Annotated in this window: 21 protein-coding genes and 1 riboswitch; of the genes, 13 read left to right on the top strand and 8 right to left on the bottom strand. The window is 72.0% G+C overall.

Features of this window, described 5'->3' with window-relative positions; all coding sequences use genetic code 11:
* Positions 1–146: 146 nt before the first annotated feature.
* From ACIQV3_RS10125 to ACIQV3_RS10105, 5 genes are all read left to right on the top strand, one after another.
* Positions 147–686 carry an FHA domain-containing protein gene (locus tag ACIQV3_RS10125; RefSeq protein WP_274547808.1) on the top strand — a complete coding sequence of 180 codons (540 nt, stop codon included), beginning with the start codon at positions 147–149 and terminating at the stop codon, positions 684–686.
* Between the two features lie 19 nt (positions 687–705).
* Positions 706–1,479 carry a MerR family transcriptional regulator gene (locus ACIQV3_RS10120; RefSeq protein WP_403711598.1) on the top strand — a complete coding sequence of 258 codons (774 nt, stop codon included), beginning with the start codon at positions 706–708 and terminating at the stop codon, positions 1,477–1,479.
* A gap of 107 nt (positions 1,480–1,586) precedes the next feature.
* Positions 1,587–2,060 (top strand): bifunctional nuclease family protein, encoded by a 474-nt coding sequence (locus ACIQV3_RS10115; RefSeq protein ID WP_403711596.1) that lies wholly within the window; start codon positions 1,587–1,589, stop codon positions 2,058–2,060.
* A 180-nt stretch (positions 2,061–2,240) separates the two neighbouring features.
* Positions 2,241–2,897, top strand: a complete 657-nt coding sequence (locus ACIQV3_RS10110; RefSeq protein WP_389437196.1) for a MerR family transcriptional regulator — start codon at positions 2,241–2,243, stop codon at positions 2,895–2,897.
* A gap of 89 nt (positions 2,898–2,986) precedes the next feature.
* Positions 2,987–4,708, top strand: coding sequence for a DNA polymerase IV (locus tag ACIQV3_RS10105; RefSeq protein WP_403711594.1), 1,722 nt, complete (start codon positions 2,987–2,989; stop codon positions 4,706–4,708).
* 473 nt (positions 4,709–5,181) lie between these two features.
* On the opposite strand, the gene ACIQV3_RS10100 is transcribed toward ACIQV3_RS10105, so the two are convergent.
* Positions 5,182–5,547: a PRC-barrel domain-containing protein gene (locus ACIQV3_RS10100; RefSeq protein WP_403711592.1), complete on the bottom strand. Its 366-nt coding sequence runs from the start codon at positions 5,545–5,547 to the stop codon at positions 5,182–5,184.
* Between the two features lie 120 nt (positions 5,548–5,667).
* Positions 5,668–5,766: riboswitch (glycine riboswitch) on the top strand.
* A gap of 199 nt (positions 5,767–5,965) precedes the next feature.
* Here ACIQV3_RS10100 and gcvP point away from each other — a divergent pair.
* A complete protein-coding gene (gene gcvP / locus ACIQV3_RS10095; RefSeq protein WP_403711590.1) occupies positions 5,966–8,851 on the top strand; it encodes an aminomethyl-transferring glycine dehydrogenase in 2,886 nt (961 codons plus the stop codon).
* Between the two features lie 69 nt (positions 8,852–8,920).
* Here gcvP and ACIQV3_RS10090 read toward each other — a convergent pair whose 3' ends face one another.
* Positions 8,921–9,127: a DUF5999 family protein gene (locus tag ACIQV3_RS10090; protein ID WP_323187805.1), complete on the bottom strand. Its 207-nt coding sequence runs from the start codon at positions 9,125–9,127 to the stop codon at positions 8,921–8,923.
* 271 nt (positions 9,128–9,398) lie between these two features.
* Positions 9,399–10,019, bottom strand: a complete 621-nt coding sequence (locus ACIQV3_RS10085) for a hypothetical protein (RefSeq protein ID WP_403711588.1) — start codon at positions 10,017–10,019, stop codon at positions 9,399–9,401.
* Positions 10,020–10,532: 513 nt separating this feature from the next.
* On the opposite strand from ACIQV3_RS10085, the gene ACIQV3_RS10080 reads away from it, so the two are divergent.
* Both ACIQV3_RS10080 and ACIQV3_RS10075 read left to right on the top strand, forming a co-directional pair.
* Complete coding sequence (locus ACIQV3_RS10080; RefSeq protein ID WP_403711586.1) at positions 10,533–12,047, top strand: glutamate-cysteine ligase family protein; 1,515 nt, start codon at positions 10,533–10,535, stop codon at positions 12,045–12,047.
* A gap of 284 nt (positions 12,048–12,331) precedes the next feature.
* Entirely contained in the window at positions 12,332–13,075 is a 744-nt protein-coding gene (locus ACIQV3_RS10075; protein WP_403711655.1) for a CPBP family intramembrane glutamic endopeptidase, read from the top strand.
* A gap of 87 nt (positions 13,076–13,162) precedes the next feature.
* Here the strand turns inward: ACIQV3_RS10075 and ACIQV3_RS10070 are convergent, their stop codons facing one another.
* On the bottom strand, positions 13,163–13,987 hold the full coding sequence (locus tag ACIQV3_RS10070; protein WP_403711585.1) for a PhzF family phenazine biosynthesis protein: 825 nt from the start codon (positions 13,985–13,987) through the stop codon (positions 13,163–13,165).
* Positions 13,988–14,459: 472 nt separating this feature from the next.
* Here ACIQV3_RS10070 and ACIQV3_RS10065 point away from each other — a divergent pair, with 472 nt between their 5' ends.
* Positions 14,460–15,203 (top strand): hypothetical protein, encoded by a 744-nt coding sequence (locus tag ACIQV3_RS10065; protein ID WP_403711583.1) that lies wholly within the window; start codon positions 14,460–14,462, stop codon positions 15,201–15,203.
* Positions 15,204–15,293: 90 nt separating this feature from the next.
* On the opposite strand, the gene ACIQV3_RS10060 is transcribed toward ACIQV3_RS10065, so the two are convergent.
* A complete protein-coding gene (locus ACIQV3_RS10060; RefSeq protein WP_403711581.1) occupies positions 15,294–15,548 on the bottom strand; it encodes a hypothetical protein in 255 nt (84 codons plus the stop codon).
* A gap of 246 nt (positions 15,549–15,794) precedes the next feature.
* Here ACIQV3_RS10060 and ACIQV3_RS10055 point away from each other — a divergent pair, with 246 nt between their 5' ends.
* Entirely contained in the window at positions 15,795–16,415 is a 621-nt protein-coding gene (locus ACIQV3_RS10055; RefSeq protein WP_403711580.1) for a PadR family transcriptional regulator, read from the top strand.
* Between the two features lie 142 nt (positions 16,416–16,557).
* Here ACIQV3_RS10055 and ACIQV3_RS10050 read toward each other — a convergent pair whose 3' ends face one another.
* A complete protein-coding gene (locus ACIQV3_RS10050; protein WP_403711578.1) occupies positions 16,558–16,986 on the bottom strand; it encodes an SRPBCC family protein in 429 nt (142 codons plus the stop codon).
* Positions 16,987–17,178: 192 nt separating this feature from the next.
* Here ACIQV3_RS10050 and ACIQV3_RS10045 point away from each other — a divergent pair, with 192 nt between their 5' ends.
* Complete coding sequence (locus tag ACIQV3_RS10045; RefSeq protein WP_403711576.1) at positions 17,179–18,150, top strand: EamA family transporter; 972 nt, start codon at positions 17,179–17,181, stop codon at positions 18,148–18,150.
* Between the two features lie 165 nt (positions 18,151–18,315).
* Positions 18,316–19,341 carry a DMT family transporter gene (locus ACIQV3_RS10040; RefSeq protein WP_403711574.1) on the top strand — a complete coding sequence of 342 codons (1,026 nt, stop codon included), beginning with the start codon at positions 18,316–18,318 and terminating at the stop codon, positions 19,339–19,341.
* Here ACIQV3_RS10040 and ACIQV3_RS10035 read toward each other — a convergent pair.
* The gene (locus ACIQV3_RS10035; protein WP_403711572.1) at positions 19,328–20,056 is read right to left on the bottom strand and encodes a pyridoxamine 5'-phosphate oxidase family protein; all 729 of its coding nucleotides are present in this window, start codon (positions 20,054–20,056) and stop codon (positions 19,328–19,330) included. The genes ACIQV3_RS10040 and ACIQV3_RS10035 overlap by 14 nt on opposite strands.
* Before the next feature lie 37 nt (positions 20,057–20,093).
* Between ACIQV3_RS10035 and ACIQV3_RS10030 the strand changes: the two genes are divergently transcribed.
* Positions 20,094–21,425 (top strand): aminotransferase class I/II-fold pyridoxal phosphate-dependent enzyme, encoded by a 1,332-nt coding sequence (locus tag ACIQV3_RS10030; protein WP_403711570.1) that lies wholly within the window; start codon positions 20,094–20,096, stop codon positions 21,423–21,425.
* 122 nt (positions 21,426–21,547) lie between these two features.
* Here ACIQV3_RS10030 and ACIQV3_RS10025 read toward each other — a convergent pair whose 3' ends face one another.
* The gene (locus tag ACIQV3_RS10025) at positions 21,548–22,564 is read right to left on the bottom strand and encodes a DMT family transporter (protein ID WP_403711568.1); all 1,017 of its coding nucleotides are present in this window, start codon (positions 22,562–22,564) and stop codon (positions 21,548–21,550) included.
* Positions 22,565–22,587 lie beyond the last annotated feature (23 nt).

The following is a 22,587-nucleotide window of genomic DNA, read 5'->3' as shown; positions in this document are numbered from 1 at the left end:
CGCACGGCGCGTCGGCTGTTGACCCTGCCGGTACCGGACGCATAGGTTTCGGTGAACCATCAACCTCAAGTACGGGTGGAGGGTTTGCCCCCGACCCGTATGCCACCAATGCCTCCGCGGGGCAGCCGCGGCGCGAGGAGCCGTCCATGTCGGCCGAGCAGATTTGCAGCAGGTGCGGGCACCGCAGCGATGCGGCGAGCCGGTTCTGCTCCAACTGCGGGGCGCCGCTGCGGGCGGGTCTGACGCCGGAGCGTGCCTCGGAGACCACGTCCACCATCTCGATCTCGGGCCTGGAGGCCTACGAGGCCGAGGTGTCGGGACAGACGCACGTGTCGTCCTCGCTGTCCCCCGAGGCCCAGGCCGCGGTGGAGGCGCTGCCGCCGGGTTCCGCCCTGCTGATCGTGCGGCGCGGCCCGAACTCCGGCAGCCGGTTCCTTCTGGACGGTGAGCTGACGACGGCCGGCCGGCACCCGCAGAGCGACATCTTCCTGGACGACGTCACCGTCTCCCGGCGCCATGTCGAGTTCCGCAGGAGCCACGACGGTTTCACCGTCTCCGACGTCGGCAGCCTCAACGGCACGTACGTGAACCGTGAACCGATCGACTCCGTCGCCCTGCACAACGGCGACGAGGTGCAGATCGGCAAGTACCGGCTGGTCTTCTACGCGAGCCTGCGGGGGCACTGACCCTTCAAGGGAAGGTCCCATGCTGCGTATCCCGGCAGGCGGTGCCGCCAAGAGCGGCACCGCCACCGCCGCCTCCTCCGGCGTGCGGCTGGTGAGCATCGGAACGGTGCTCACGATGCTGCGTGACGAGTTCCCCGAAGTCACGATCTCGAAGATCCGTTTCCTGGAGGCCGAAGGGCTCGTCGAGCCCCGGCGCACACCTTCCGGATACCGCAAGTTCAGCACCGACGACGTGGAGCGCCTCGCCCACGTCCTGCGGCTCCAGCGCGACCACTACCTTCCGTTGAAGGTCATCCGCGAGCAGCTCGACGCGCTCGCGCGGGGTGAGCAGATCCGCATCCCGGCGCCCACGGCGCACGGGGAGTCCGTCGACCCCGCGAGCCCCGTCGCCCTCTACGGCGAGGTGGGCCGGGAGCGGCCGACCGTGGCCCGGGTGGGCCGGGCCGAGCTGATGGCCGCCGCCGAGGTGGACGAGGTCCAGCTCGTGGAGTGGGAGTCGTACGGGCTCATCGCGGAGGCCCCCGGCGGCGGTTTCGACGCCGAGGCCGTCACCGTGGCCCGTCTGGTGGCCGATCTCGGCCGATTCGGTCTGGAGCCTCGCCACCTGCGCGCGATGAAGGCCGCCGCGGACCGGGAGGCCGGTCTGGTGGAGCAGGTCGTCTCGCCGCTGCGCCGGCACCGCAATCCGCAGACCAGGGCCCATGCGGAGGCCACCATGAAGGAGCTCGCGGGGCTCTCCGTACGGCTGCACGAGGCGCTCGTACAAACTGCTCTCGGGGTGCGGCTGCACTGATCCGAAGGGGTTTTCGGGCCGACTTCGACCGACTTCGGAGGGTCTTCGGGGCAGGCTTGGGGGAGCCCGACTACCCAAACCGGCCGGGCAGGTCCTAGGGTTGCTGTGTGAACGAGCTCGACGTTGTGGGTGTCCGGGTGGAAATGCCCTCGAACCAACCGATCGTGCTCCTGCGTGAAGTGGGAGGCGACCGGTACCTCCCCATCTGGATCGGACCAGGGGAGGCGACCGCCATTGCCTTCGCGCAGCAGGGCATGGCCCCTGCCCGGCCGCTGACGCACGACCTGTTCAAGGACGTGCTGGAGGCGGTCGGCGAGGAGCTCACCGAAGTCCGGATCACGGATCTGCGGGAGGGCGTTTTCTACGCGGAGCTCGTCTTCGCCAGCGGGGTCGAGGTGAGCGCGCGGCCTTCCGACGCCATAGCGCTCGCCCTGCGGACCGGGACGCCGATCTTCGGCAGCGACGGCGTGCTCGACGACGCCGGAATCGCGATTCCCGACGAGCAGGAGGACGAGGTGGAGAAGTTCCGCGAGTTCCTCGACCAGATCTCGCCAGAGGACTTCGGCACCGGCCCGCAGTGAGGCGCGGGTCGCGCCGTCCTCCCGGATATTTCAGCCCATTCGAGTAGCCTTTCCCCGCAATGGGGTACGGGAAACCACTCTCAGGGTGATTATCACTCGGCGTGCCGAGTGTGGCGATCGTTGACGCACCCCTGGTGACTGCCTACCTTCGAGGTGGCAGGTCAAGGACGGAGGGTCGGCGTGAGAGTCACGGGCGACGGTATGACCGGGGGCATCCCCGCACGGAGTGACGGTGGGCCGTACCCGCTGCACGGTGGTGCGGTGAACTCCGCGCGCCGTCAGCCGGAGCCCGCGCCGGTCGGTTCGGTGGGGCCGGTGGGGCCCCAGGGCGGCGAGACGGCGCCGGAGCAGGTCGGATACCGGGGGCCGACGGCGTGTGCCGCGGCCGGCATCACGTACCGGCAGCTCGACTACTGGGCGCGCACCGGGCTGGTGGAGCCCACGGTGCGGCCCGCGTACGGGTCGGGGACGCAGCGCCTCTACAGCTTCCGGGACGTGGTGGTCCTCAAGATCGTGAAGCGCTTCCTGGACACCGGGGTGGCGCTGCAGAACATCCGCACCGCCGTGCAGCACCTGCGCGACCGGGGTTTCTCTGACCTGGAGCGGATGACGCTGATGAGTGACGGCGCCACCGTGTACGAGTGCACCTCGCCGGATCAGGTCGTCAGCCTGCTCCAGGGCGGCCAGGGAATCTTCGGGATCGCCGTGGGCGTGGTCTGGCGCGACGTCGAGAACGCCCTGTCGCAGCTGCACGGGGAGCGCGTGGACACGGGCGAGACGGTGGTCGGGCACAACCCGGCCGATGAGCTGGCCGCCCGGAGGAACCGGGCCGTCTGAGGCGGAGGGCGCCGGGGGCCGGCGGGCCGTTGGGCTCGCCCGTTCCGGGCTCGGGCCGATTGTCAGTGGCGTAGGGCAGCATCGGAGCTGTGAGATCCGCGCCGACCATCCTGCACCTGGACATGGACGCCTTCTACGCCTCCGTGGAGCAGGCGTCGAAGCCGAGCCTGCGCGGCAAGGCCGTGATCGTCGGCGGACTCGGGCCGCGCGGGGTCGTCGCCACCGCCTCCTACGAGGCCAGGCGCTTCGGGGTGCATTCGGCCATGCCGATGGCCCAGGCGCGGCGGCTCTGCCCGAACGGCGCGTGCCTCATCCCGCGCTTCAGCCTGTACCGCGAGGTCAGCGACACGGTCATGGGGATGCTCCGGGAGCTGTCTCCCCTCGTGGAGCCGCTGAGCCTGGACGAGGCCTTCGTGGACCTGGAGGCGGGCGGCGTCGCCTTCGACGCGGAGACCGCGCGGGCCGTCGGTGAGCGGTTGCGGGCCGACATCGCCGCCGTGACCGGGCTGAGCGGGTCGGTGGGGCTCGCGGGGTCCAAGATGCTGGCGAAGGTCGCCTCCGAGGAGGCGAAGCCGGCCGGGCTGCTGCTGATCGAGGTCGGTACGGAGCGGGCACACCTCGCACCGATGTCGGTACGGACCCTGCCCGGGGTGGGGCCGGCCACGGGGGAGCACCTGCGGCGGGCCGGGATCACCACGGTGGGGGAGCTCGCCGAGGCCGGTGAGGACGAACTGGTCCGGATGGTGGGGCGCTCGCACGGGGTCGGGCTGTACCGGATGGCGCTGGGCGTGGACGAGCGGCCGGTGGTCGCCGAGCGCGACGCGAAGTCCGTCTCGGTGGAGGACACCTTCGACGTGGACCTGCACGACCGCGTGCGGATCCGGGGTGAGGTGCAGCGGCTCGCGGACCGGTGCGTGGAGAGGCTGCGGGGGTCGGGACACTCGGGGCGGACCATCGTGCTCAAGGTCCGGCGGTACGACTTCTCCACGCTGACCCGCTCGGAGACCCTGCGGGGGCCCACGGACGACCCCGTGGTGGTGCGGGAGGCCGCCGGGCGGCTGCTGGAGGCGGTGGACACCACGGGCGGGGTGCGGCTGCTGGGGGTGGGGGTGACGGGACTGGCGGACTACACGCAGGAGGACCTGTTCGCCTTCGCCGATGCGATGGCTGCGCGGGCTGGGGTGGGGGCGGGGCCGGCTGCGGAGTCGGGGCCGGGGCGTGGCGACGGGGCTGCGCCGGCCCGTGGGGGTGCGGGTGCCGGTGCCGGCCCTGACGAGGGGCAGGAGGCCTCTGCTCGAGACGGGGGCCCGGGGGAGGGCGCCGGGCCGGGGCCTGGGCCCGGGTCGGGTGTGGGTGAGGGTGAGGGTGCTGGGCCGGGGGAGCGTCAGGGGGCCGGGGAAGGTCCGGGTGTGGATGCCGGCGTCGGGGCGGATCAGGGCGTTCGGCAGGGTCAGGGGCCTCGGGAAGGGCTGCCCGAGAGCGCTGGGGAGGGACAGGGCGCCGGATCGGTGCGGGACGCGGGGCCAGGACAGGGTGAGGCCGCTGAGCGGGGGGCGGGTGGCGAACCTGGGCCGGCAGAGCGGCGGTGGGCGGCCGGGGGCGATGTGCGGCATGCGGTGTACGGGCCGGGGTGGGTGCAGGGCAGTGGGGTCGGGCGGGTGACCGTACGGTTCGAGCAGCCGGGATCCCGGCCGGGGCGGGTCCGCACGTTCTTGGTGGATGATCCGGAGCTGGAGCCGTCCGACCCGATGCCGCTGGTCGGGGACCAGGTTTTGGGGGTCGGGGGCTCGACGGCCGCGGAGCGAGCCTGAGGGGTCGTGCCGGTCGGCTGTGCCGGTGTGCGTGGCCGTGCCTGGCCGGTGCCGCCGGTGCCCGCCGTTGGCTGCTCCCGCTGCGGGGTGGGAGGGGCCGGGCCCTGCGGGGCTGTCCCCTACCCGCCCTTCCGCCGTTCCCCGGGCTCCGCCCGGACCCCTTGGCGCGTGCGGCGCTGTTGCCGGGGGCCAAGTCCCCGGGGCCCCGTGCCCGGACCCGTTGGTGGGTGCCCCCCGTGCCCGGACCCGTTGGTGGGTGCCCCCTGCGCCCCCACCCGTTGGTGGGTGCCCCCTGCGCCCGGACCCGTTGGTGGGTGCCCCCTGCGCCCACACCCGTTCGTGCGTGCGGCGCCGTTGCCTGGGGCAAGCTTCCGGACCTCGGCGCCCGGACCCCCTTGGTGTGTGCGGCGCCGTTCCCGGACCCCGGCGCCCGGACCCCCGCTCCTCGAACGCCGGAGGGGCTGGATTTGGGGTCAGGGGGTGTCGGGGGGCGTGTGGCCGAAGTCGTGGTGGAAGTCTGAGGGGAGGGCGAGGTCCAGGCCGTAGTGGTGGTAGAGCTGCAGCTCCTGTTCGGGGGAGAGGTGGCGGCCGACGCCGAAGTCGGGGGCGTCCCTGATGAGGGAGCGTTCGAAGGGCACGTGCAGGGTGTCGCCCACCATCTCGCTGGGCTCCAGCGGGACGAAGGCGTCCCGGCTGAAGAGGCCGGTGCGTACGGCGGCCCATTCGGGTACGCCGGTGGCATCGTCGAGGTAGACCTCGTCGACGGTGCCGATCTTGGTGCCATTGCGGTCGAACGCCTTGCGGCCGATCAGGCTGCGGGGATCGATGTCGGTCTGCACGGGCCGGTCCCTCCATTTGGGCGCAACTCATCCGTAATGACTACAAAAGTGCATTTCCGGAGAGCGGGCCACTCGAAGGGAGGCGTCCACATCCTCGCTGGTAGGCTGGGTGGCGGCTGTTGACCCTGTGCGGGAGAGTCCTCCGAGTGAGTGAGACGGAGGCGCCGAAGGAGCAAATCCTCCCCGGAATCTCTCAGGCATACGTACCGCACGTGGTGAGGCCACTCTGGAAAGCAGGTTGCGGGTACCGGGCGCGCAGTGCCGGTCCCTCTCCTCACCGACGGTGAAAGCCGGACCCCGTGGGCGATCCCCGCGTGGCCCGGTGAAGCTCTCAGGTTGTGATGACAGAGGGGGAGGCCGTCCGGGTGCCCGCGCCGTGGTGCCCCTCGCAGGTCGTACGACCAGGAGGCCTCCGTACATGACCGCCAACCGCATTCCGCTCTCCCAGCTGGAGCGAGGCATCCCCTTCGAGCAGCGCCACATCGGCCCGGATGCCGAGGCGCAGGCGAAGATGCTCGCCCACGTGGGCTACGGCTCGCTGGACGAGCTCACCGCAGCCGCGGTGCCGGATGTGATCAAGACCACCGCCGCGCTGAACCTGCCCGAGGCGCGGACCGAGGCCGAGGTGCTCGCCGAGCTGCGTGAGCTCGCCGACCGCAACCAGGTCCTGTCCTCGATGATCGGGCTGGGTTACTACGGCACCTTCACGCCGCCGGTGATCCTGCGCAACGTCATGGAGAACCCGGCCTGGTACACGGCGTACACGCCGTACCAGCCGGAGATCTCCCAGGGCCGCCTCGAAGCCCTGCTGAACTTCCAGACCGTCGTCGCCGAGCTGACCGGTCTGCCGACCTCCGGCGCCTCCCTGCTCGACGAGGGCACGGCGGCCGCCGAGGCCATGACCCTGGCCCGCCGCGTGGGCAAGGCCAAGGGCAACGTCTTCCTCGTCGACGCCGACGCGCTGCCGCAGACCATCGCGGTGATCCAGACCCGTGCCGAGCCGATCGGCATCGAGGTAGTCGTCGCCGACCTGAGCGAGGGGATTCCGGCCGAGATCGTCGAGCGCGGCGTCTACGGCGTGCTGCTCCAGTACCCCGGTGCCTCCGGCGCCGTGCGGGAGATCAAGCCGGTCATCGAGCAGGCGCACGGGCTCGGCGCCATCGTCGCGGTCTCCGCCGACCTGCTCGCCCTGACGCTGCTGACCTCCCCGGGCGAACTGGGCGCCGACATCGCCGTCGGCACCACCCAGCGCTTCGGCGTCCCGATGGGCTTCGGCGGACCGCACGCCGGCTACATGGCCGTCCAGGCCAAGCACGCCCGCTCGCTGCCCGGCCGCCTCGTCGGCGTCTCCGTGGACGCGGACGGCAACAAGGCCTACCGCCTGGCGCTGCAGACCCGTGAGCAGCACATCCGCCGCGAGAAGGCCACCAGCAACATCTGCACCGCGCAGGTGCTCCTCGCCGTCATGGCCGGCATGTACGCCGTCTACCACGGTCCGGACGGGCTGCGGACGATCGCCCGCCGCACCCACCGGTACGCCGCCCTGCTCGCCGCCGGTCTGACGGCCGGCGGGGTCGAGCTGGTGCACGGCTCGTACTTCGACACCCTCACCGTCCGGGTTCCGGGCCGGGCCGCCGAGGTGGTGGCCGCCGCCCGCGAGGGTGGCGTCAACCTCTTCCAGGTCGATGCCGACCTCGTGTCCATGGCCTGTGACGAGACGACCCTGCGCGCCGACGTCGAGGCCGTCTGGGCCGCCTTCGGTGTCACCGCTGACATCGAGGCGCTCGACGGGAGCGCCGCCGACGCGCTTCCCGAGGGGCTGCTGCGCTCGGACGCGTACCTGACCCACCCGGTCTTCCAGCAGCACCGCTCCGAGACCGCGATGCTGCGCTACCTGCGCAAGCTCTCGGACAAGGACTACGCGCTGGACCGCGGCATGATCCCGCTGGGCTCTTGCACCATGAAGCTCAACGCGACCACCGAGATGGAGTCGGTCACCTGGCCCGAATTCGGCCAGTTGCACCCGTTCGCCCCGGTCGAGCAGGCCGAGGGGTACCTCACGCTCATCACTGAGCTGGAGGAACGTCTCTGCGAGGTCACCGGCTACGACAAGGTCTCCATTCAGCCGAACGCCGGCTCCCAGGGTGAGCTCGCCGGCCTGCTGGCCGTCCGCGCCTACCACCGGGCGAACGGCAACGAGCAGCGCACCGTCTGTCTCATCCCGTCCTCCGCGCACGGCACCAACGCCGCGAGCGCCGTGATGGCCGGCATGAAGGTGGTCGTCGTCAAGACCGCCGACGACGGCGAGGTGGACGCGGACGACCTGCGCGCCAAGATCGAGCAGTACCGCGACGAGCTCGCCGTGCTGATGATCACGTACCCCTCCACGCACGGTGTGTTCGAGGAGCACGTCGCCGACATCTGCGCCCAGGTGCACGACGCCGGCGGCCAGGTCTACGTGGACGGCGCCAACCTCAACGCCCTGGTGGGCCTGGCCAAGCCGGGTCACTTCGGCGGCGACGTCTCGCACCTGAACCTGCACAAGACCTTCTGCATCCCGCACGGCGGCGGCGGCCCGGGCGTCGGCCCGGTCGGTGTCCGGGCGCACCTGGCCCCGTACCTGCCCAACCACCCGCTCCAGCCGACCGCCGGTCCGGAGACGGGCGTCGGCCCGATCTCGGCCGCTCCGTGGGGCTCGGCCGGCATCCTGCCGATCTCCTGGTCGTACGTGCGCCTGATGGGCGGCGAGGGCCTCAAGCGCGCCACCCAGGTGGCGGTGCTCGGCGCCAACTACATCGCCAAGCGCCTGGAGCCGCACTACCCGGTGCTCTACACCGGCCCGGGCAACCTGGTCGCGCACGAGTGCATCATCGACATGCGCCCGCTGTCGAAGGCGACCGGCGTGAGCATCGACGACATCGCCAAGCGCCTGATCGACTACGGGTTCCACGCGCCGACCATGTCCTTCCCGGTCGCCGGCACGCTCATGATCGAGCCGACGGAGTCCGAGGACCTCGCCGAGATCGACCGCTTCTGCGACGCGATGATCGCCATCCGCGCCGAGATCGAGCGGGTCGCGGGCGGCGAGTGGCCGGTGGACGACAACCCGCTGGCCAACTCCCCGCACACGGCGGCGGCGCTGGGCGGCGAGTGGAACCACCCGTACACCCGCGACGAGGCCGTCTTCCCGGGCGGGGTGTCGGCCGCGGAGAAGTACTGGCCGCCGGTCCGCCGCATCGACGGTGCCTTCGGCGACCGGAACCTGGTGTGCTCCTGCCCGCCGCTGGACGAGTACGACAACTGACCGACGACGGACGAAGGGGCCGGTCCGGGAGTTTCCTCCTGGGCCGGCCCCTTTCGTTTCCGTCGTCGGCTAGGCCGCCTTCATCACCTGCGCCGCCGCGAGCGGGCGGTTGGGGGCGATGATCTGGCCGTCCGGCAGCAGCTCACCGGTGTCCTCGAACAGCAGGACGCCGTTGCACAGCAGGCTCCAGCCCTGTTCCGGGTGAACGGCCACGGGGTGCGCGGCCTCCCTGTCGGCGGAGTCGGCGGTCGGGCATGCTGGCTTGTGCTGGCACATGGATGCGTTCTTTCGCTGCGGTGTGGTCTGTGTGCTGCGGCTCGATGCGTTGTTCATGGCCGCCCCCCGTATCAACGACGACTTGGCTCGGTCAGAGCCCCCAGTGTTCCCCCACGGCACGGTGTCCGCAGGGATTTCCCGGCAGCTGTCCTCATAGATTGATGACGCATCACCCGTGCGGGCGGTTCAGCTCAACTCCCCTGTCATTTCGGATGGTTCGCAGGGGGCCCGAGTGGGCTAGGCCGAATGGGCAGAACCGGCCAGGGTCGGGTCAGGCGGCCGGTGCGGCCATGGAAGGCGGTACCGGAGGGGGCGTCTGCGTGAGCCTGTGGGTCAGTACGGGCAGCAGTTCGGACACGGGGTGCGGGCGGTAGGCGGCGATGCCGGGTGGGGCCGGCGCCAGCGGGACCAGGAGGTCGGCGGCGGCCGGCAGGCCGGCGGAGGCGTCGGCGCCCACCGATCCGTGCAGCCACAGCGTCAGCATGTACAGCTCCGGTACGGACAGCAGGCGGGGCTGGTAGTTCTTGCCCAGCGATTCGGCCTGGCGCAGCGCGCGTTCGGTGGCGGCGACGTAGGGGCCCTCGAAGAAGTGGGAGAAGGCCCACCCGTCCGGTGTCAGCCGGGTGTCGGCCGCGGCGACGTAGCGGTCCCCGCTGCGGATCAGGAACCGCCAGCCGGTCAGCCGGGTCCGCGGCGGCCTGCCGCCGGCGGCCAGGCCGGAGATGTGCAGCCGGTCCAGGACGTGGACGGGCAGCGGCAGTTCGGCGGTCAGCGGGCCCTGCAGGGCGCGCAGGGCCGGGGTGTGCGCCTCGTGGACGGCGGTGGGGGAACCGAGGGCCGCGAGGACGCTGCGCAGGGCGGGCGCGGGAGCCGGAGGGACGTGCAGCGGCATGGTGGGTCGCCTCTCGCTAGGGAGACCTGTGGAACGGGGCGGGTGCGGGGTGTGGACGGCGCTGTCGCATTCTGGGGTCAGAGGGGGGCTGAGGGGCAATGGCCGCGCGCCAACTCTCTGCCTCGCTTGCGGAGTTTATCTGACATGTGTTCACTCAGTGTTTCGGCTAGCTGTCCCGCCTATTGCCGACAAGGTGCTTACCGGTCCCGCTGACGTGGCATTCATGCCGGGTGCGCGCAAAAATTCCGCGCTGACCTCGGAGGTTACCGGATGAGGGCTCGGCTGAAAAGCGCCGGTTATCAGTAACCGGCAAGTTCTACGCTGTATTTGCGTACGGGTGCTTGCCAGATGAATGTGCCAAAGCGCCTGTCGGCCAAACCGGCGCGCGCTCCCCGCCAGTCACGCCCCCTCCGCGTTATCGATCACGCCGCCGGGGCATCATCGACCGTAACGCGCGCCCGGGTGGCGGATCCATTCAACGCCGGCCGGGCCCAGTCGAGGAGGGACGCTCCGATGGGGGAGAAGGTCGTGGCGGGCGGATTCGACCTGTCCGATCGGCAACGGTACCGGAGGAAGCTTCACGAGTGCCTGGAGGTACTGGAGCGACTTCTGGAGGAGAAGAGGTTCGATCGCCCCAAGAACATGATGGGGCTGGAGATCGAGTTGAATCTGGCGGGTGCCGACGGGTTGCCGAGAATGGTGAATGCCCAGGTCCTTGAACGTATTGCGAGCAACGATTTCCAGACCGAACTGGGAATGTTCAACCTGGAGGTGAACGTACTTCCCCACCGGCTCGGCGGCCGGGTATTCGACCAGCTCGCCGAAGAGCTGAGCGCGGGTCTCGGCTATGCCCACCGGCAGGCCCAGGAGGTCGGCGCCGGGGTGGTCATGATCGGAATTCTGCCGACGATCTCCCGCACCGACCTGGTCACCGCCAACCTCTCGGCGGTGGACCGCTACTCCCTGCTCAACGAGCAGATCCTGATGATGCGGGGCGAGGACTTCGTGCTCGACATCGACGGGGTCGAGCGGCTGACCTGGACCTCCGGGTCGATCGTGCCGGAGGCCGCCTGCACCTCCGTACAACTGCACCTGCAGGTGACTCCGGCGCGGTTCGCGGACGTGTGGAACGCGGCCCAGGCGGTGGCGGCCGTACAGATAGCCGTGGGCGCCAACTCGCCCTTCCTGTTCGGGCGGGAGCTGTGGCGCGAATCGCGGCCGCCGCTCTTCCAGCAGGCCACCGACACCCGGCCGCCCGAGCTCCAGGCGCAGGGGGTGCGGCCGCGCACCTGGTTCGGCGAGCGCTGGGTGGACTCGGCGTACGAGCTCTTCGCCGAGAACGTCCGCTACTTCCCGGCCCTGCTGCCGATCTGCGACGAGGAGGAGCCGCTGCGGGTGCTCGCCGAGGGCGGGGTGCCGAGCCTGCAGGAACTGGTGCTGCACAACGGCACCGTCTACCGCTGGAACCGGCCCGTCTACGGGGTCGCCGACGGGGTGCCGCACCTGCGCGTGGAGAACCGCGTACTGCCCGCCGGTCCCACCGTGGCGGACGTCGTCGCCAACGCGGCCTTCTACTACGGGCTGGTACGGACCCTCGCGGACGAGCAGCGCCCGGTGTGGAGCCGGCTGCCCTTCGCGGAGGCGGAGGCCAATTTCGACGCGGCCTGCCGCTACGGCATCGACGCCCGGCTGCGCTGGCCGCGCAGGGGCCGGGGCGGGGGACTGGCGAGCGTGCCCGCGGTCCGGCTGGTGCTGGAGGAACTGCTGCCGATGGCGGCCGCCGGACTGGACGCGTGGGGCATCGAGCCCGCAGACCGGGACCACTATCTCGGCATCATCGAGGAGCGGTGCCGGCGCCGGGTGAACGGAGCCACCTGGCAGGTGGACACGTACCACCGGGCGCTGGCGGGCGGGCTGGAGCGGGACGCGGCGCTGGCGGCGACCACGCGCCGGTACAGCGAGCTGAGTCACCGGGGCGAGCCCGTGCACACCTGGCCGGCGGGTCTGGGGGGTGGGCCCACGGCCTGACCGTCAGCCGGACCGTGAGCGGGGCCGTCGGCCGGACCGGCGGCCGGCCCGTCAGCCGGACCGTCAGCCGGACATTCAGCCGGACCGGCGGCTGCGGACCGGTTCCGCGGTCCGCCCGGTCCCGTCCGATGATCCCCTTGCTCCGTGGAGGAGGCAGTATGGGGTCATCGGGGCGGGGCGCCCCGCTAGACGTCGCAGCGGGTGCGGGACGGGAGACGGGCGTGCGGACGGAGCCGGAACCGGTGGTCGGGGAGCTCGAAGAGGGCCCCGGCGGGCGGCGCGGGATGCTGCGCTCCGAGACGCTGCTCGTGCTCGCGCTGTCCCTGGGCGCGAGCGGCGTCTCGGCGCTGATCAGCTTCGTCGGCTCGCTGACCAAGCCCGGCGGGCTCAAGGACCAGGCCGCCACGCTCAACGGCTCGTACGCCCCCGGCCGGCCCTGGCTGGACCTGGCCTGGCAGCTGTTCGGCATCGCGAGCGCACTCGTCCCCGTCCTGCTCGTCGCACACCTGCTGACCCGTGAGGGCGCGCCCGGGCTGAAGGTACTGGGCTTCGACCGGACCCGGCCCTGGTGGGACCTGGGCCGGGGCGCGCTCGTCGCCGCTTGCATCGGCAGTGCGGGACTGGCCTTCTACCTGGGGTCCCGGGCGGCCGGCTTCAACCTCACGGTGGTGCCGGAGGCGCTGCCCGAGGTGTGGTGGAAGTTCCCCGTGCTGATCCTCTCCGCGGTGCAGAACTCCGTGGTGGAGGAGGTCATCGTGCTGGCCTACCTGCTGCGCAGGCTCGGGCAGCTCGGCTGGTCGCCGATGGCCGCGCTGATGGCCAGCTCCGTGCTGCGCGGCTCGTACCACCTCTACCAGGGCATCGGCGGATTCATCGGGAACCTGGTGATGGGCGTCGTCTTCGTCCTCGCCTACCGGCGCTGGGGCCGGGTGGGTCCGCTGGTCGTCGCGCACGCGCTGCTGGACATCGTGGCCTTCGGCGGGTATGCCCTGCTGGCGGGCAAGGTGGGCTGGCTGCCCACTCCGTAGGCCCGCCCCGTAGGCCCGCCCCGTAGGCCCACCCCGTAGGCCCGGACCCGTAGGCCCGGACCCGTAGGCCCGGATGGGATCGCCCGCTCACGGTGCGGTGAGCAGCTCGCCGTCGATGACCGTGACCGCGCGCCCGATGAGCAGCGTACGGTCGCCCAGCAGCCGGACCCGGACGAGGCCGGTGCGGGCTCCGCCCTGGAGGCCGACGAGCTCCGTGCGGCCGAGGCGCCGCGCCCAGAAGGGGGCCAGTGCGGTGTGGGCGCTGCCGGTGACCGGGTCCTCGTCGATGCCGAGCGCGGGGAAGAAGCCGCGCGAGACGAAGTCGTAGCCGCGGGAGGGGTCCTCGGCCGGCGCGGTCACGATGATGCCGCGCCGGGAGCAGCCGGGCAGGGCGGCATGGTCCGGCGTGAGTTCCCGTACGGTCCGCTCGTCGGCCAGCTCCACCACGAGGTCCCCGATGTGCTCGGACGTGTCGTGGACCGACTTGGGCGTGGCGCCCAGCGCGCGCTCCACCGCGGCGTCCGGCCCGACCTCGGTCAGGGAGGAGGTCGGGAAGTCCATGACCAGGGTCCCGTCACCGGCGGCCGTGACCGGCAGGATCCCGCAGCGCGCCGAGAAGCGGACCGTCCCCCTCGCGAGGCCGCTCGTGGCCAGGACGTGGGCGGTGGCCAGCGTCGCGTGTCCGCACATGTCGACCTCGGCGGCCGGGGTGAACCAGCGCAGCGCCCAGTCGGCCTCGCCGCCCGGCGGGAGCGGATGGGCGAAGGCGGTCTCGGAGAGGTTGACCTCGGCGGCGACCTGCTGGAGCCAGGCGTCCGGGGGGAACCCGCCTTCGCCTTCGAGGAGCAGGACCCCGGCGGGGTTGCCGCCGAAGGGGCGGTCGGAGAAGGCGTCGACGATTCGGATGCGCATGTCACCGACCGTAGGGACGCGGCGGAGCGGCCCGCAAAGGCCAATTCGGGATGACTGGACTGGATACCAGCCCATGCGCGCGGCCACCTCGCCCCGCGCGGCGGCGATGTTCCACCTGTCCCGTCTCACCGAAGGTTGGTCAGTCTCACCAAACCTTGACCACTCGGCTGTTTGTCTCATCGAACCTTGACCGCCGCAGGTCAAGGGCAGGTAGGCGGACCCCGGGACTGGCCGGCGCCACCTGGTCGGCTGACGCGCTGTCGCCTGCGGTTCCCGTCCTCGAGGAGGTACGGCGCGCTGTGGCCTTACGAACTCCTGTGCAGGGTCCTACCTTTGAGTCATGGAACCTCGGCGTCCCGGCTCGCTTGCGGAAGTTGTGTTACCCGTGACAGCCGGATGGCGGCTGCGGTTCGTGCCCAGCAGGGCCCGCGAGCTGGCTGTCGCGCTCGGTGGGAGCATCATGGTCCCGCCTGTGGTCGCAGCCCCGCTTCTGCTGGGTGCTCTGGTGGCCGCCGTGATCTCGGGGAGCTCGCTCGCCTGGGGCATTTTCTGGGTCCTACTGGTGCTCACGGTGGTCGCAGTGATCGTGCTCACCGTGGCCATGGTGTTCGTCACGGTCGCCCTGATGGTGCGGTGGGTCGAGTTCCGCCCCCTGGGAGCTCCGGCCCAGGTCGTGATCGCCCGTTTTCTGCGTTCGCCGACCATGGCGATGGCTGATCTGCAGCGAGTCGTCGTCATCGAGCGACTGAGTCTGGGGCAGCGCAAGTCGATCAAGGTGGTGTTGCATATCGGCAGCGAGACGGTGGAGTGCGAACCGATGACGTCCGCAGCGTTCTCTCGGGTCGACGCACAGGCGCTGACCGACTGGTTGACCGAACAACTCGGCCAGGTCCAGGTGGCGGTGGAGCATCAGACAGAGGTCCAGCGAGACTTTCTGCGTCCGGACGCGTGGTGGACCCCGTCCCACACCGCAAAGGTGTGGCAGGTACCGGTCGGCGAGGTCGACGGCATAGCCGCCCAGCGCGGCGTCGAAATCTACCAGTACACGCCCGCGGCAGCCGCGATGTACAGCCCTGGCACTTCGGTCACCGTCTACGACCCGGGCCGGGCCTACGACGTCGGCGAAGAACTCCGCGCGGAACGAGCCGCCGGCCAGGCCGCCGACAGCACGGCAGCCCCCGGCCCGGCCGATGACGACGCAACGGATTCCCGCTGACTCGGTCGGGCCGCTCCTGACGTGGCTCGGAGGCTGCACTCCACGAGCGGGCAGATGGCATCGCCTGCGTGGTGACGAAACCCAGGTCTGTCAGCCCGAAATCTCCGTGAGGCCGCAGCGGCTCGGCGACGAGGTCCGTGCCGCGGTCGACGCGGCGCCGGCCGTACGACTCGCCCTGTCCCTGGCCGCCGTCCACGCCGGCCCGGCCGAAGGCAGTGCGTGCGTGAATTCCAGCTCGACCACGTGGACCTGGGCAATCGCCGCCTGGTCCTGGCCGGCCGCGCCCGCCCGCTCGACGACCTCAACCGCCAGGCGACCCTTGGCCAGCCCCGTCGCTGTCAGCACCGGCCTGGCTCGGGGGCCGCATCTGCCCTTGACCTGCGGCGGTCAAAGTTCGATGAGACAAACAGCCGAGTGGTCAAGGTTCGGTGAGACTGACCAACCTTCGGTGAGACGGGACACCACCGCGGTGGGCGAGGCTGTTCGTTGAAGGAGTTTCCGATATATCGTTGACGCATCGCGATGGGTCAACGATAGTAGAGACATCGCAGCAGTGGCAACGAATCACCTCATGAGGAAAGGAGCGCAGTCATGCGTTCACACGGACAGCACGGACACGACCACGGACATGAGCACGGACGGGGTCACGGCCACTGCGGGCCGGACCGCCGGGAGGAGTTCCAGGGGCGGCGCGCCGCCTTCGGGCCGTTCGGGCCGCCCTTCGGCGGCGGACCCTTCGGCGGGCGGGGCGGACGCGGCGGACCGCGCGGCCGGGCCCGGCGGGGAGACGTGCGCGCCTCCATCCTGGCGCTGCTCGCCGACCGTCCGATGCACGGCTACGAGATGATCCAGGAGATCGGCGAGCGCAGCGGCGGGGCGTGGAAGCCCAGCCCGGGGTCGGTCTACCCGACCTTGCAGCTCCTGGAGGACGAGGGCCTCATCACCAGTGAGAGCGAGGGTGGCAAGAAGCTGTTCACGCTCACCGACGCCGGCCGCGCCGAGGCCGAGTCCGGCCCCGACGCCCCCTGGGCGGAGGCCGGGCGGGGCTTCGACTTCGAGGCGATGAACGAGGTCCGGACGGCCGGATTCGGCCTGATGGAGGCCTTCGGCCAGGTCTTCAAGACCGGCACCCCCGCGCAGCGGGAGAAGGCCCTCACCGTCATCAACGACGCCCGCAAGAAGCTCTATCTGATCCTGGCCGACGAGCACTGAGTGCGAGTGGCACCAGTGGGTCGGAGTGGCCTTCCGGTACGACGGCGCGCCCCGCGGAATTTACCGCGGGGCGCGCCGTCGTGTCTGTTCGTACGGACCTGCTCGTTCGGGAGTGGGGGTGGGAGTGGGGGCAGGGGTTTGGTCAGGCGACCAGGCCGGAGAGTTTGCGGAGCGACTCGTTGAGGGCGGCCGTGGCCGAGTCCTTGAGTTTGCCCGCCATCAGGGAGACCGCGGCGCCGGTGAACTCGCCGTCGATGCGGACGGTGGTGGCCTCGCCGTCCGGGATCAGGGTGTAGCGGGTCAGGACGGCCACGCCCATCGGGCCCTTGCCGGTGATCGCGAAGACGCGTTCGTCCTCCAGCTCCGAGACCGTCCAGAGGACCTCGGCGGGGAAGCCCATCATCTTCATGTTCTCGGCGAAGGTGGAACCCACCGCGAGGGTCTCGGGGCCGCCCTTCGGGAAGTTGGTGTGGGTCATGCTCCACTGGCCGTAAGCGTCCCAGTCGGTCAGCTGGGACCAGAGCTTCGCGGCGGGCGCCTCGATGCGTGATTCCGCGGTGACTTCAGCCATGCGACCACCCCTTCTCGTCAGGTACGTGCGGCGGAAGGTAGTCCCGGGGGGCGCAACATTCAAGACTGACGACCTGTCAGATATCGGGGAGCGCGGCGGGTGTGGACCCGGTCGGTGTCGGGCCGGTCTCGGGAACGTCTCAACAGGTGTCACGGCCTCGTCACTCCTGACCGGTCCTGCCATGATGTCCGAATGCAAGCGTCAGGGAGACATGCCGGACTGGGCCTCGCCCTCATTTCGGCGATCGCGTTCGGTGGTTCGGGAGTGGCGGCGAAGCCGCTGATCGAGGCGGGTCTGGACCCGCTCCACATGGTCTGGCTCAGGGTGGCCGGGGCGGCCCTCGTGCTGTCCCCGCTGGCCTGGCGCCATCGCGATCTCGTACGCCGCAAACCCCTGCTGCTCGCGGGCTTCGGGATCGTCGCCGTGGCCGGGGTCCAGGCGTTCTACTTCGCCTCGCTGTCCCGGATCCCGGTCGGTGTGGCGCTGCTGCTGGAGTACCTCGGCCCCGCGCTGCTGCTCGGCTGGATCCGCTTCGTGCAGCGCCGGCCCGTGACCAGGGCCGCCGCGGCCGGTGCCGCCGTGGCCGTCGTGGGTCTGGCCTGCGTGGTGCAGATCTGGGCCGGGCTGAGCCTGGACCTGCTCGGCGTGCTGCTCGGCCTCGCGGCCGCCTGCTGCCAGGCCTTCTACTTCGTCTTCGCCGACCAGGGCAGCGACGGGGACGACGTGGCCGACCCGATGGGCATGATCGCGTACGGCATGATCGTCGGCACCCTGGTGATGACCGTGATCGCCCGGCCCTGGCGGATCGACTGGCAGGTACTGGGCGGCGATGCGGCACTCGGGGACCTGATGGTGCCCGCGGGCGTACTGCTCGGCTGGGTGGTGCTGATCGCGACCGTGTTCGCGTACCTGACCGGCGTGGTCTCCGTGCGCAAGCTGTCCCCGCAGGTCGCCGGCGTCGTGGCCTGCCTGGAGGCGGTCGTGGCGACCGTACTGGCCTGGGTGCTCCTCGGTGAGCACCTCTCGACCTGGCAGATCATCGGCGGCGGACTGGTGCTGGGCGGGGCCTTCATCGCGCAGACCTCCCGGCAGGCCGCGTCCGCGTCCGCGCCCGGGGTCGCGGAGCCGGTGGCCGCTCTGGACCGCGATCCGAGCAAGGTCTAGGCTCGCGATCATGCCGACGACCGTGCTTCCGCCTCCCGCCGCCTAGCGCGGGCGGCTGCCACCACGCAGGAGAACCCGGCCCGGGCCGTGTCCCGGGCGGATTCGCGCTGCCCGCGAAGCGATGACCTGTTCCTTTCATCCTTCACGCACGCGCGGAGACCTCTCGTGTCGATCCAGCCGATCCAGCCGGTCCAGTCGGACCACACGCCCGCCACCGGGCGCAGCCTGCTCTACCTCGTCATCGCCGGAACCGCCTGGGGCACGGCGGGGGCGGCGGCCTCGCTGCTCTACCTCGCCAGTGACCTCGGCCCGCTCGCCCTGTCGTTCTGGCGGTGCGCGGGCGGGCTGGCGGTGCTGCTCGCGGTGCTCGCCGTACGCCGGCGCCCGCGGGGCGCAGGGGCGGGGGCGGGTGCCGTTCGGGCGCGGGCCTCGGTGGGGTCGCTCATCGGGACCGGGCTCATGTTCACCCTCTTCCAGTCCGCGTACTTCGCCGCCGTGCGCGAGACCGGCCTCGCCGTGGCCACCGTGGTCACCCTCGGATCGGGGCCCGTGCTCATCGCGCTCGGGGCCCGGTACTGGATGGGGGAGCGGCTCGGCCGGGGCGGGATCCTCGCGGTCGCCGGGGCGCTGGCCGGGCTGGCCGTGCTCGTCCTCGGCGGCGGAAGCGGCGAGGTGCGGCCGCTCGGCGTCGGCTGGGCGCTGCTGTCGGCCGCCGGCTACGGGGCCATGACCCTGCGGGCCAGGCTGCTCGGGCGGCGCGGGACCGGCGGGGACCCGCTGGTCACCACCGTCTGGTCCGTCGGGGTGGGCACGGTGTGCCTGCTGCCGTTCGCCCTGGTGGAAGGGCTGATGCCGGATACCGCGGAGCCCGTCCGGGTGCTCTGGCTGCTCGCCTACATGGCCACCGTGCCGACCGCGCTGGCCTACGCGCTCTACTTCAGCGGGGCCGCCGCGGTGCGGGCCGCGACGGTGTCCGTGATCATGCTGATCGAGCCCGTCGGCGCGGCGGCGATCGCCGTCCTGGTGCTCGGGGAGCGGCTGACCGGCGCGGTGGCGCTGGGCACCGTACTCCTGCTGACGGCGGTGGGGGCGCTGATCGCCGCCGAGTCCCGGCGTCCCGCGGACGCGCGGAAGGGCGGGCCGGAGGCCCGGCCCGCCCCTGCCGCCGCGGCGGTCGTCAGAGCGCGGTGACGTAGCCCGGCACGGGGATGCCCGCGGCGAGGTCGGCGGCCGGGACCGGGGTCCCGTACGCCGGCGCGACCGGGACCACGCCCGACCAGAACGGCAGATCGAGGTCCTCGGCGTCGTCGCCGGGGCCGCCGCTGCGGACCTTGGCGGACACCTCGTTCAGGTCCAGGCGGATCACGGCGGTGGCCGCGAGCTCCTTGGCGTTCGCCGGGCGGGAGTCGGCCGAGCGGCCCGGTACGACCTGGTCGACGAGGGCGTCGAGCGCGATCCGGCGCTCCTCGGGGTCGGTCACCTCGTAGGCGGTGCCGTGGACGACCACCGAGCGGTAGTTGAGCGAGTGGTGGAAGGCGGAGCGGGCCAGGACCAGGCCGTCGAGGTGCGTCACGGTGAGGCAGACCGGCAGCCCCGGGTCGGCCTTGCCGGCCGCGAGGAGCGGGCGCGAACCCGTGGAGCCGTGCACGTAGAGGGTCTGGCCGACCCGGCCGAAGAGGGTCGGCAGGACCACCGGCGCGCCGTCGCGGACGAAGCCGAGGTGGCAGAGGTAGGCCGCGTCCAGTATCGAGTGCACCGTCTCGTGGTCGTAGTGCGCGCGGTCGCGGTACCGGCTCGGGACGGTCCGGGCGGTGGGCTCGTACCCGGCGGTCGAGTCGGTCGGCGCTGCCGCTGCCGCTGCAGTGGGCCGTTCTGCGGTGGTCTCGGGGGCAGGCGTGACGCTCATGGTGCGGACTCCGTTGTATTAGTGCATACTTTGTTTTGTGCTAGGAGAGTATCTGATCATCGGGCGGCGCGCATCGGAAATCGCCGCGAGTGTGGAAGCGGGCGTCGCCTCGGGCGCGCTCGAGCCGGGAGCGCTGTTGCCGCCGATGCGGGAGCTCGCGGGAGTGCTGGGGGTGAACCCCAACACCGTGGCCGCCGCGTACCGCACGCTGCGCGAGCGCGGGGTCATCGAAACCGACGGGCGCCGCGGCAGCCGGGTGCGGGCCCGTCCGGCGACCGCGCCGCGCGACCAGCTGCGGATGGACGTCCCGGAGGGGGTGCGCGACATCGCCTCCGGCAACCCGGACGTGCGGCTGCTGCCCGCGCTGGGGGACGCGCTGGCGGGCGCGGCACGCCGGTACGCCGCCGACCCGACGCTCTACGGCCTGGATCCGGTCGCTCCGGAGCTGGCCCGGCTCGCCAGGGCCGCCTTCGACGCGGACGGGGTGCCGGCCGGGGAACTCGCGGTCGTCTCGGGCGCGCTGGACGGCATCGAGCGGGTGCTCGCCGCGCACTTGCGCCCCGGGGACGCGGTGGCGGTCGAGGACCCGGGGTGGGGGAGCGTGCTCGACCTCGTACCGGCGCTGGGGCTGCGGGTGGTGCCGGTGGCCGTGGACGACGACGGGCCGCTGCCCGACTCGGTGGCACGGGCGCTGGCCCAGGGTGCGCGGGCGCTGGTCGTGACGGCCCGGGCGCAGAATCCGACCGGGGCGGTGGTGAGCGCGGCGCGGGCCGAGGCGCTGCGGGCGGTGCTGGCCGGGCATCCGGAGGTGCTGGTCATCGACGACGACCACGGACACGGCATCGTGGACCTGCCGCTGAACGTGCTGGGCGGGGCGACCCGTCACTGGGTGCTGATCCGCTCCACCGCGAAGGCGTACGCGCCGGACCTGCGGATCGCGGTGCTGACCGGGGACGGGGTCACGCTCGACCGGGTCCGGGGGCGGCAGCGGCTGGGCCCCGGGTGGGTGAGCAGACTGCTGCAGTACACGGCGGTGGAGCTGTGGCAGGCCGGAGCGGTCGACCACGCGGCGGTCGCGCGGTCCTACGGGGAGCGCCGGGACGCACTGGTCGCGGCACTGGCCCGGCGCGGGGTGAGCGCGCGGGGGCGGAGCGGGATGAACGTGTGGGTGCCCGTCGCCGAGGAGACCGCGGTGGTGACGCGCCTGCTGGGCGCGGGCTGGGCCGTCGCTCCGGGGGCCCGGTTCCGGATGGAATCGGGGCCGGCGGTGCGGATGACGGTGTCGACGCTGTCCCTGGCGGACGTACCGGTGCTGGCGGAGGCGGTGGCCTCGGCGGTCCGGCCGGCGGCCGGGGGGCGGCTCGACTGACGGGGGGCGGCTCGGCTGACGGCGGGGCGGCTCGACTGGCGGCGGGGCCCAGGGCCTGTCGTCACGCTCCCGCCTGCCGCGCGGCCGCCCTTCGGGCGACGGCGGGAGTGTGACGGCAGGCCCTAGCGGCGTCGGGTCTGGGTGAGGGCCGCGCCGGCCAGGACGACGGCCGCGCCCACCGGGGTGTTCCAGTGGAGCTGTTCGTTCAGGAGCAGGACGCCCGCCGTCGTCGCGATGACCGGGATGAAGTAGGTGACCATCTGTGCGGTGGTCGGGCCGATCTCCGTGACCAGGCCGTACTGCATCTGGAGGGCCATGCCCGTGCCCAGGGCGCCCAGCGCGATCACCGACAGGGTCGGCCAGAGCGGGAACGAGGTCGGGGCCGTGGTGAACAGGGCGCTGACCACTGCCAGTTGGAGGGTGGAGACCAGCAGCTGGGCGCCGGTCAGGGCCACCGGGGAGCCGGGTGTGGAGGCCAGGGTGCGGCGTACGTAGATCCAGCCGATCGGATAGCAGAGCGCGGCCAGCAGGGCGAACGCGGTGCCCTTGGCGTCGAGGCCCGAGAAGCCCTGCCAGGCGCCGAGGACGGTCAGGACGCCGAGGAAGCCCAGGCCCAGGCCCGCGAAGCGGCGGCGCGTCGGGCGGTCCTCGGAGAGGGCGACCAGGGAGAGGGCCATCCCCCACAGCGGCGAGGTGGCGTTGCAGATGCCCGCCAGGCTGGAGGGGATGGTCAGCTCCGCGTACGCGAAGAGGGAGAACGGGGCGGTGTTGAGCAGCAGCGCCGCCACCGTCAGGTGGGCCCAGGTGCGCCGGCCCCGGGGGAGCGGTTCGCGGCGGATCAGGAGCACGGTGAGCAGGGCGAGCGCCCCGAAGAAGACCCGGCCGAGGGCCACCTGGAACGGGGCGTACGCCTCCGTGCCCACCTTGATCAGCAGGAAGCTGAAGCCCCAGATCACCGAGAGGACCGCGAAGCGCAGGCGCCAGTCCAGGCTCCCGGCGGCGGGAGCCTTCGCGGTGGGGTTGGTGGTGACGGCTGAGGTGACGGCCGTGGTGGTGGCCGTGGTGGTGGTCGGGGCGGAGGCCGGGGAGGTGCGTGGGGCGGGGGTGCTGGGTGGGACCGGGGTGCTGGGGGCGCTCATGACAGCCACCTTCGCCCCTGGGG

This window comes from Streptomyces sp. NPDC099050, assembly GCF_044759865.1.
In the GTDB taxonomy this organism is placed as follows: domain Bacteria; phylum Actinomycetota; class Actinomycetes; order Streptomycetales; family Streptomycetaceae; genus Streptomyces.
The sequence above is the reverse complement of the archived record's forward strand: the minus strand, read 5'-3'. Positions and strand labels throughout refer to the sequence as shown.

Excerpts from the sequence above, each read along its gene's own strand:
- ACIQV3_RS10045 (WP_403711576.1), top strand. The coding sequence starts at position 17,179 with ATGCAAGCGTCAGGGAGACATGCCGGACTGGGCCTCGCCCTCATTTCG.
- ACIQV3_RS10120 (WP_403711598.1), top strand. The coding sequence starts at position 706 with ATGCTGCGTATCCCGGCAGGCGGTGCCGCCAAGAGCGGCACCGCCACC.
- gcvP (WP_403711590.1), top strand. The coding sequence starts at position 5,966 with ATGACCGCCAACCGCATTCCGCTCTCCCAGCTGGAGCGAGGCATCCCC.
- ACIQV3_RS10055 (WP_403711580.1), top strand. The coding sequence starts at position 15,795 with ATGCGTTCACACGGACAGCACGGACACGACCACGGACATGAGCACGGA.
- ACIQV3_RS10025 (WP_403711568.1), bottom strand. The coding sequence starts at position 22,564 with ATGAGCGCCCCCAGCACCCCGGTCCCACCCAGCACCCCCGCCCCACGC.
- ACIQV3_RS10035 (WP_403711572.1), bottom strand. The coding sequence starts at position 20,056 with ATGAGCGTCACGCCTGCCCCCGAGACCACCGCAGAACGGCCCACTGCA.
- ACIQV3_RS10090 (WP_323187805.1), bottom strand. The coding sequence starts at position 9,127 with ATGTGCCAGCACAAGCCAGCATGCCCGACCGCCGACTCCGCCGACAGG.
- ACIQV3_RS10050 (WP_403711578.1), bottom strand. The coding sequence starts at position 16,986 with ATGGCTGAAGTCACCGCGGAATCACGCATCGAGGCGCCCGCCGCGAAG.
- ACIQV3_RS10085 (WP_403711588.1), bottom strand. The coding sequence starts at position 10,019 with ATGCCGCTGCACGTCCCTCCGGCTCCCGCGCCCGCCCTGCGCAGCGTC.
- ACIQV3_RS10080 (WP_403711586.1), top strand. The coding sequence starts at position 10,533 with ATGGGGGAGAAGGTCGTGGCGGGCGGATTCGACCTGTCCGATCGGCAA.
- ACIQV3_RS10075 (WP_403711655.1), top strand. The coding sequence starts at position 12,332 with ATGCTGCGCTCCGAGACGCTGCTCGTGCTCGCGCTGTCCCTGGGCGCG.
- ACIQV3_RS10070 (WP_403711585.1), bottom strand. The coding sequence starts at position 13,987 with ATGCGCATCCGAATCGTCGACGCCTTCTCCGACCGCCCCTTCGGCGGC.
- ACIQV3_RS10125 (WP_274547808.1), top strand. The coding sequence starts at position 147 with ATGTCGGCCGAGCAGATTTGCAGCAGGTGCGGGCACCGCAGCGATGCG.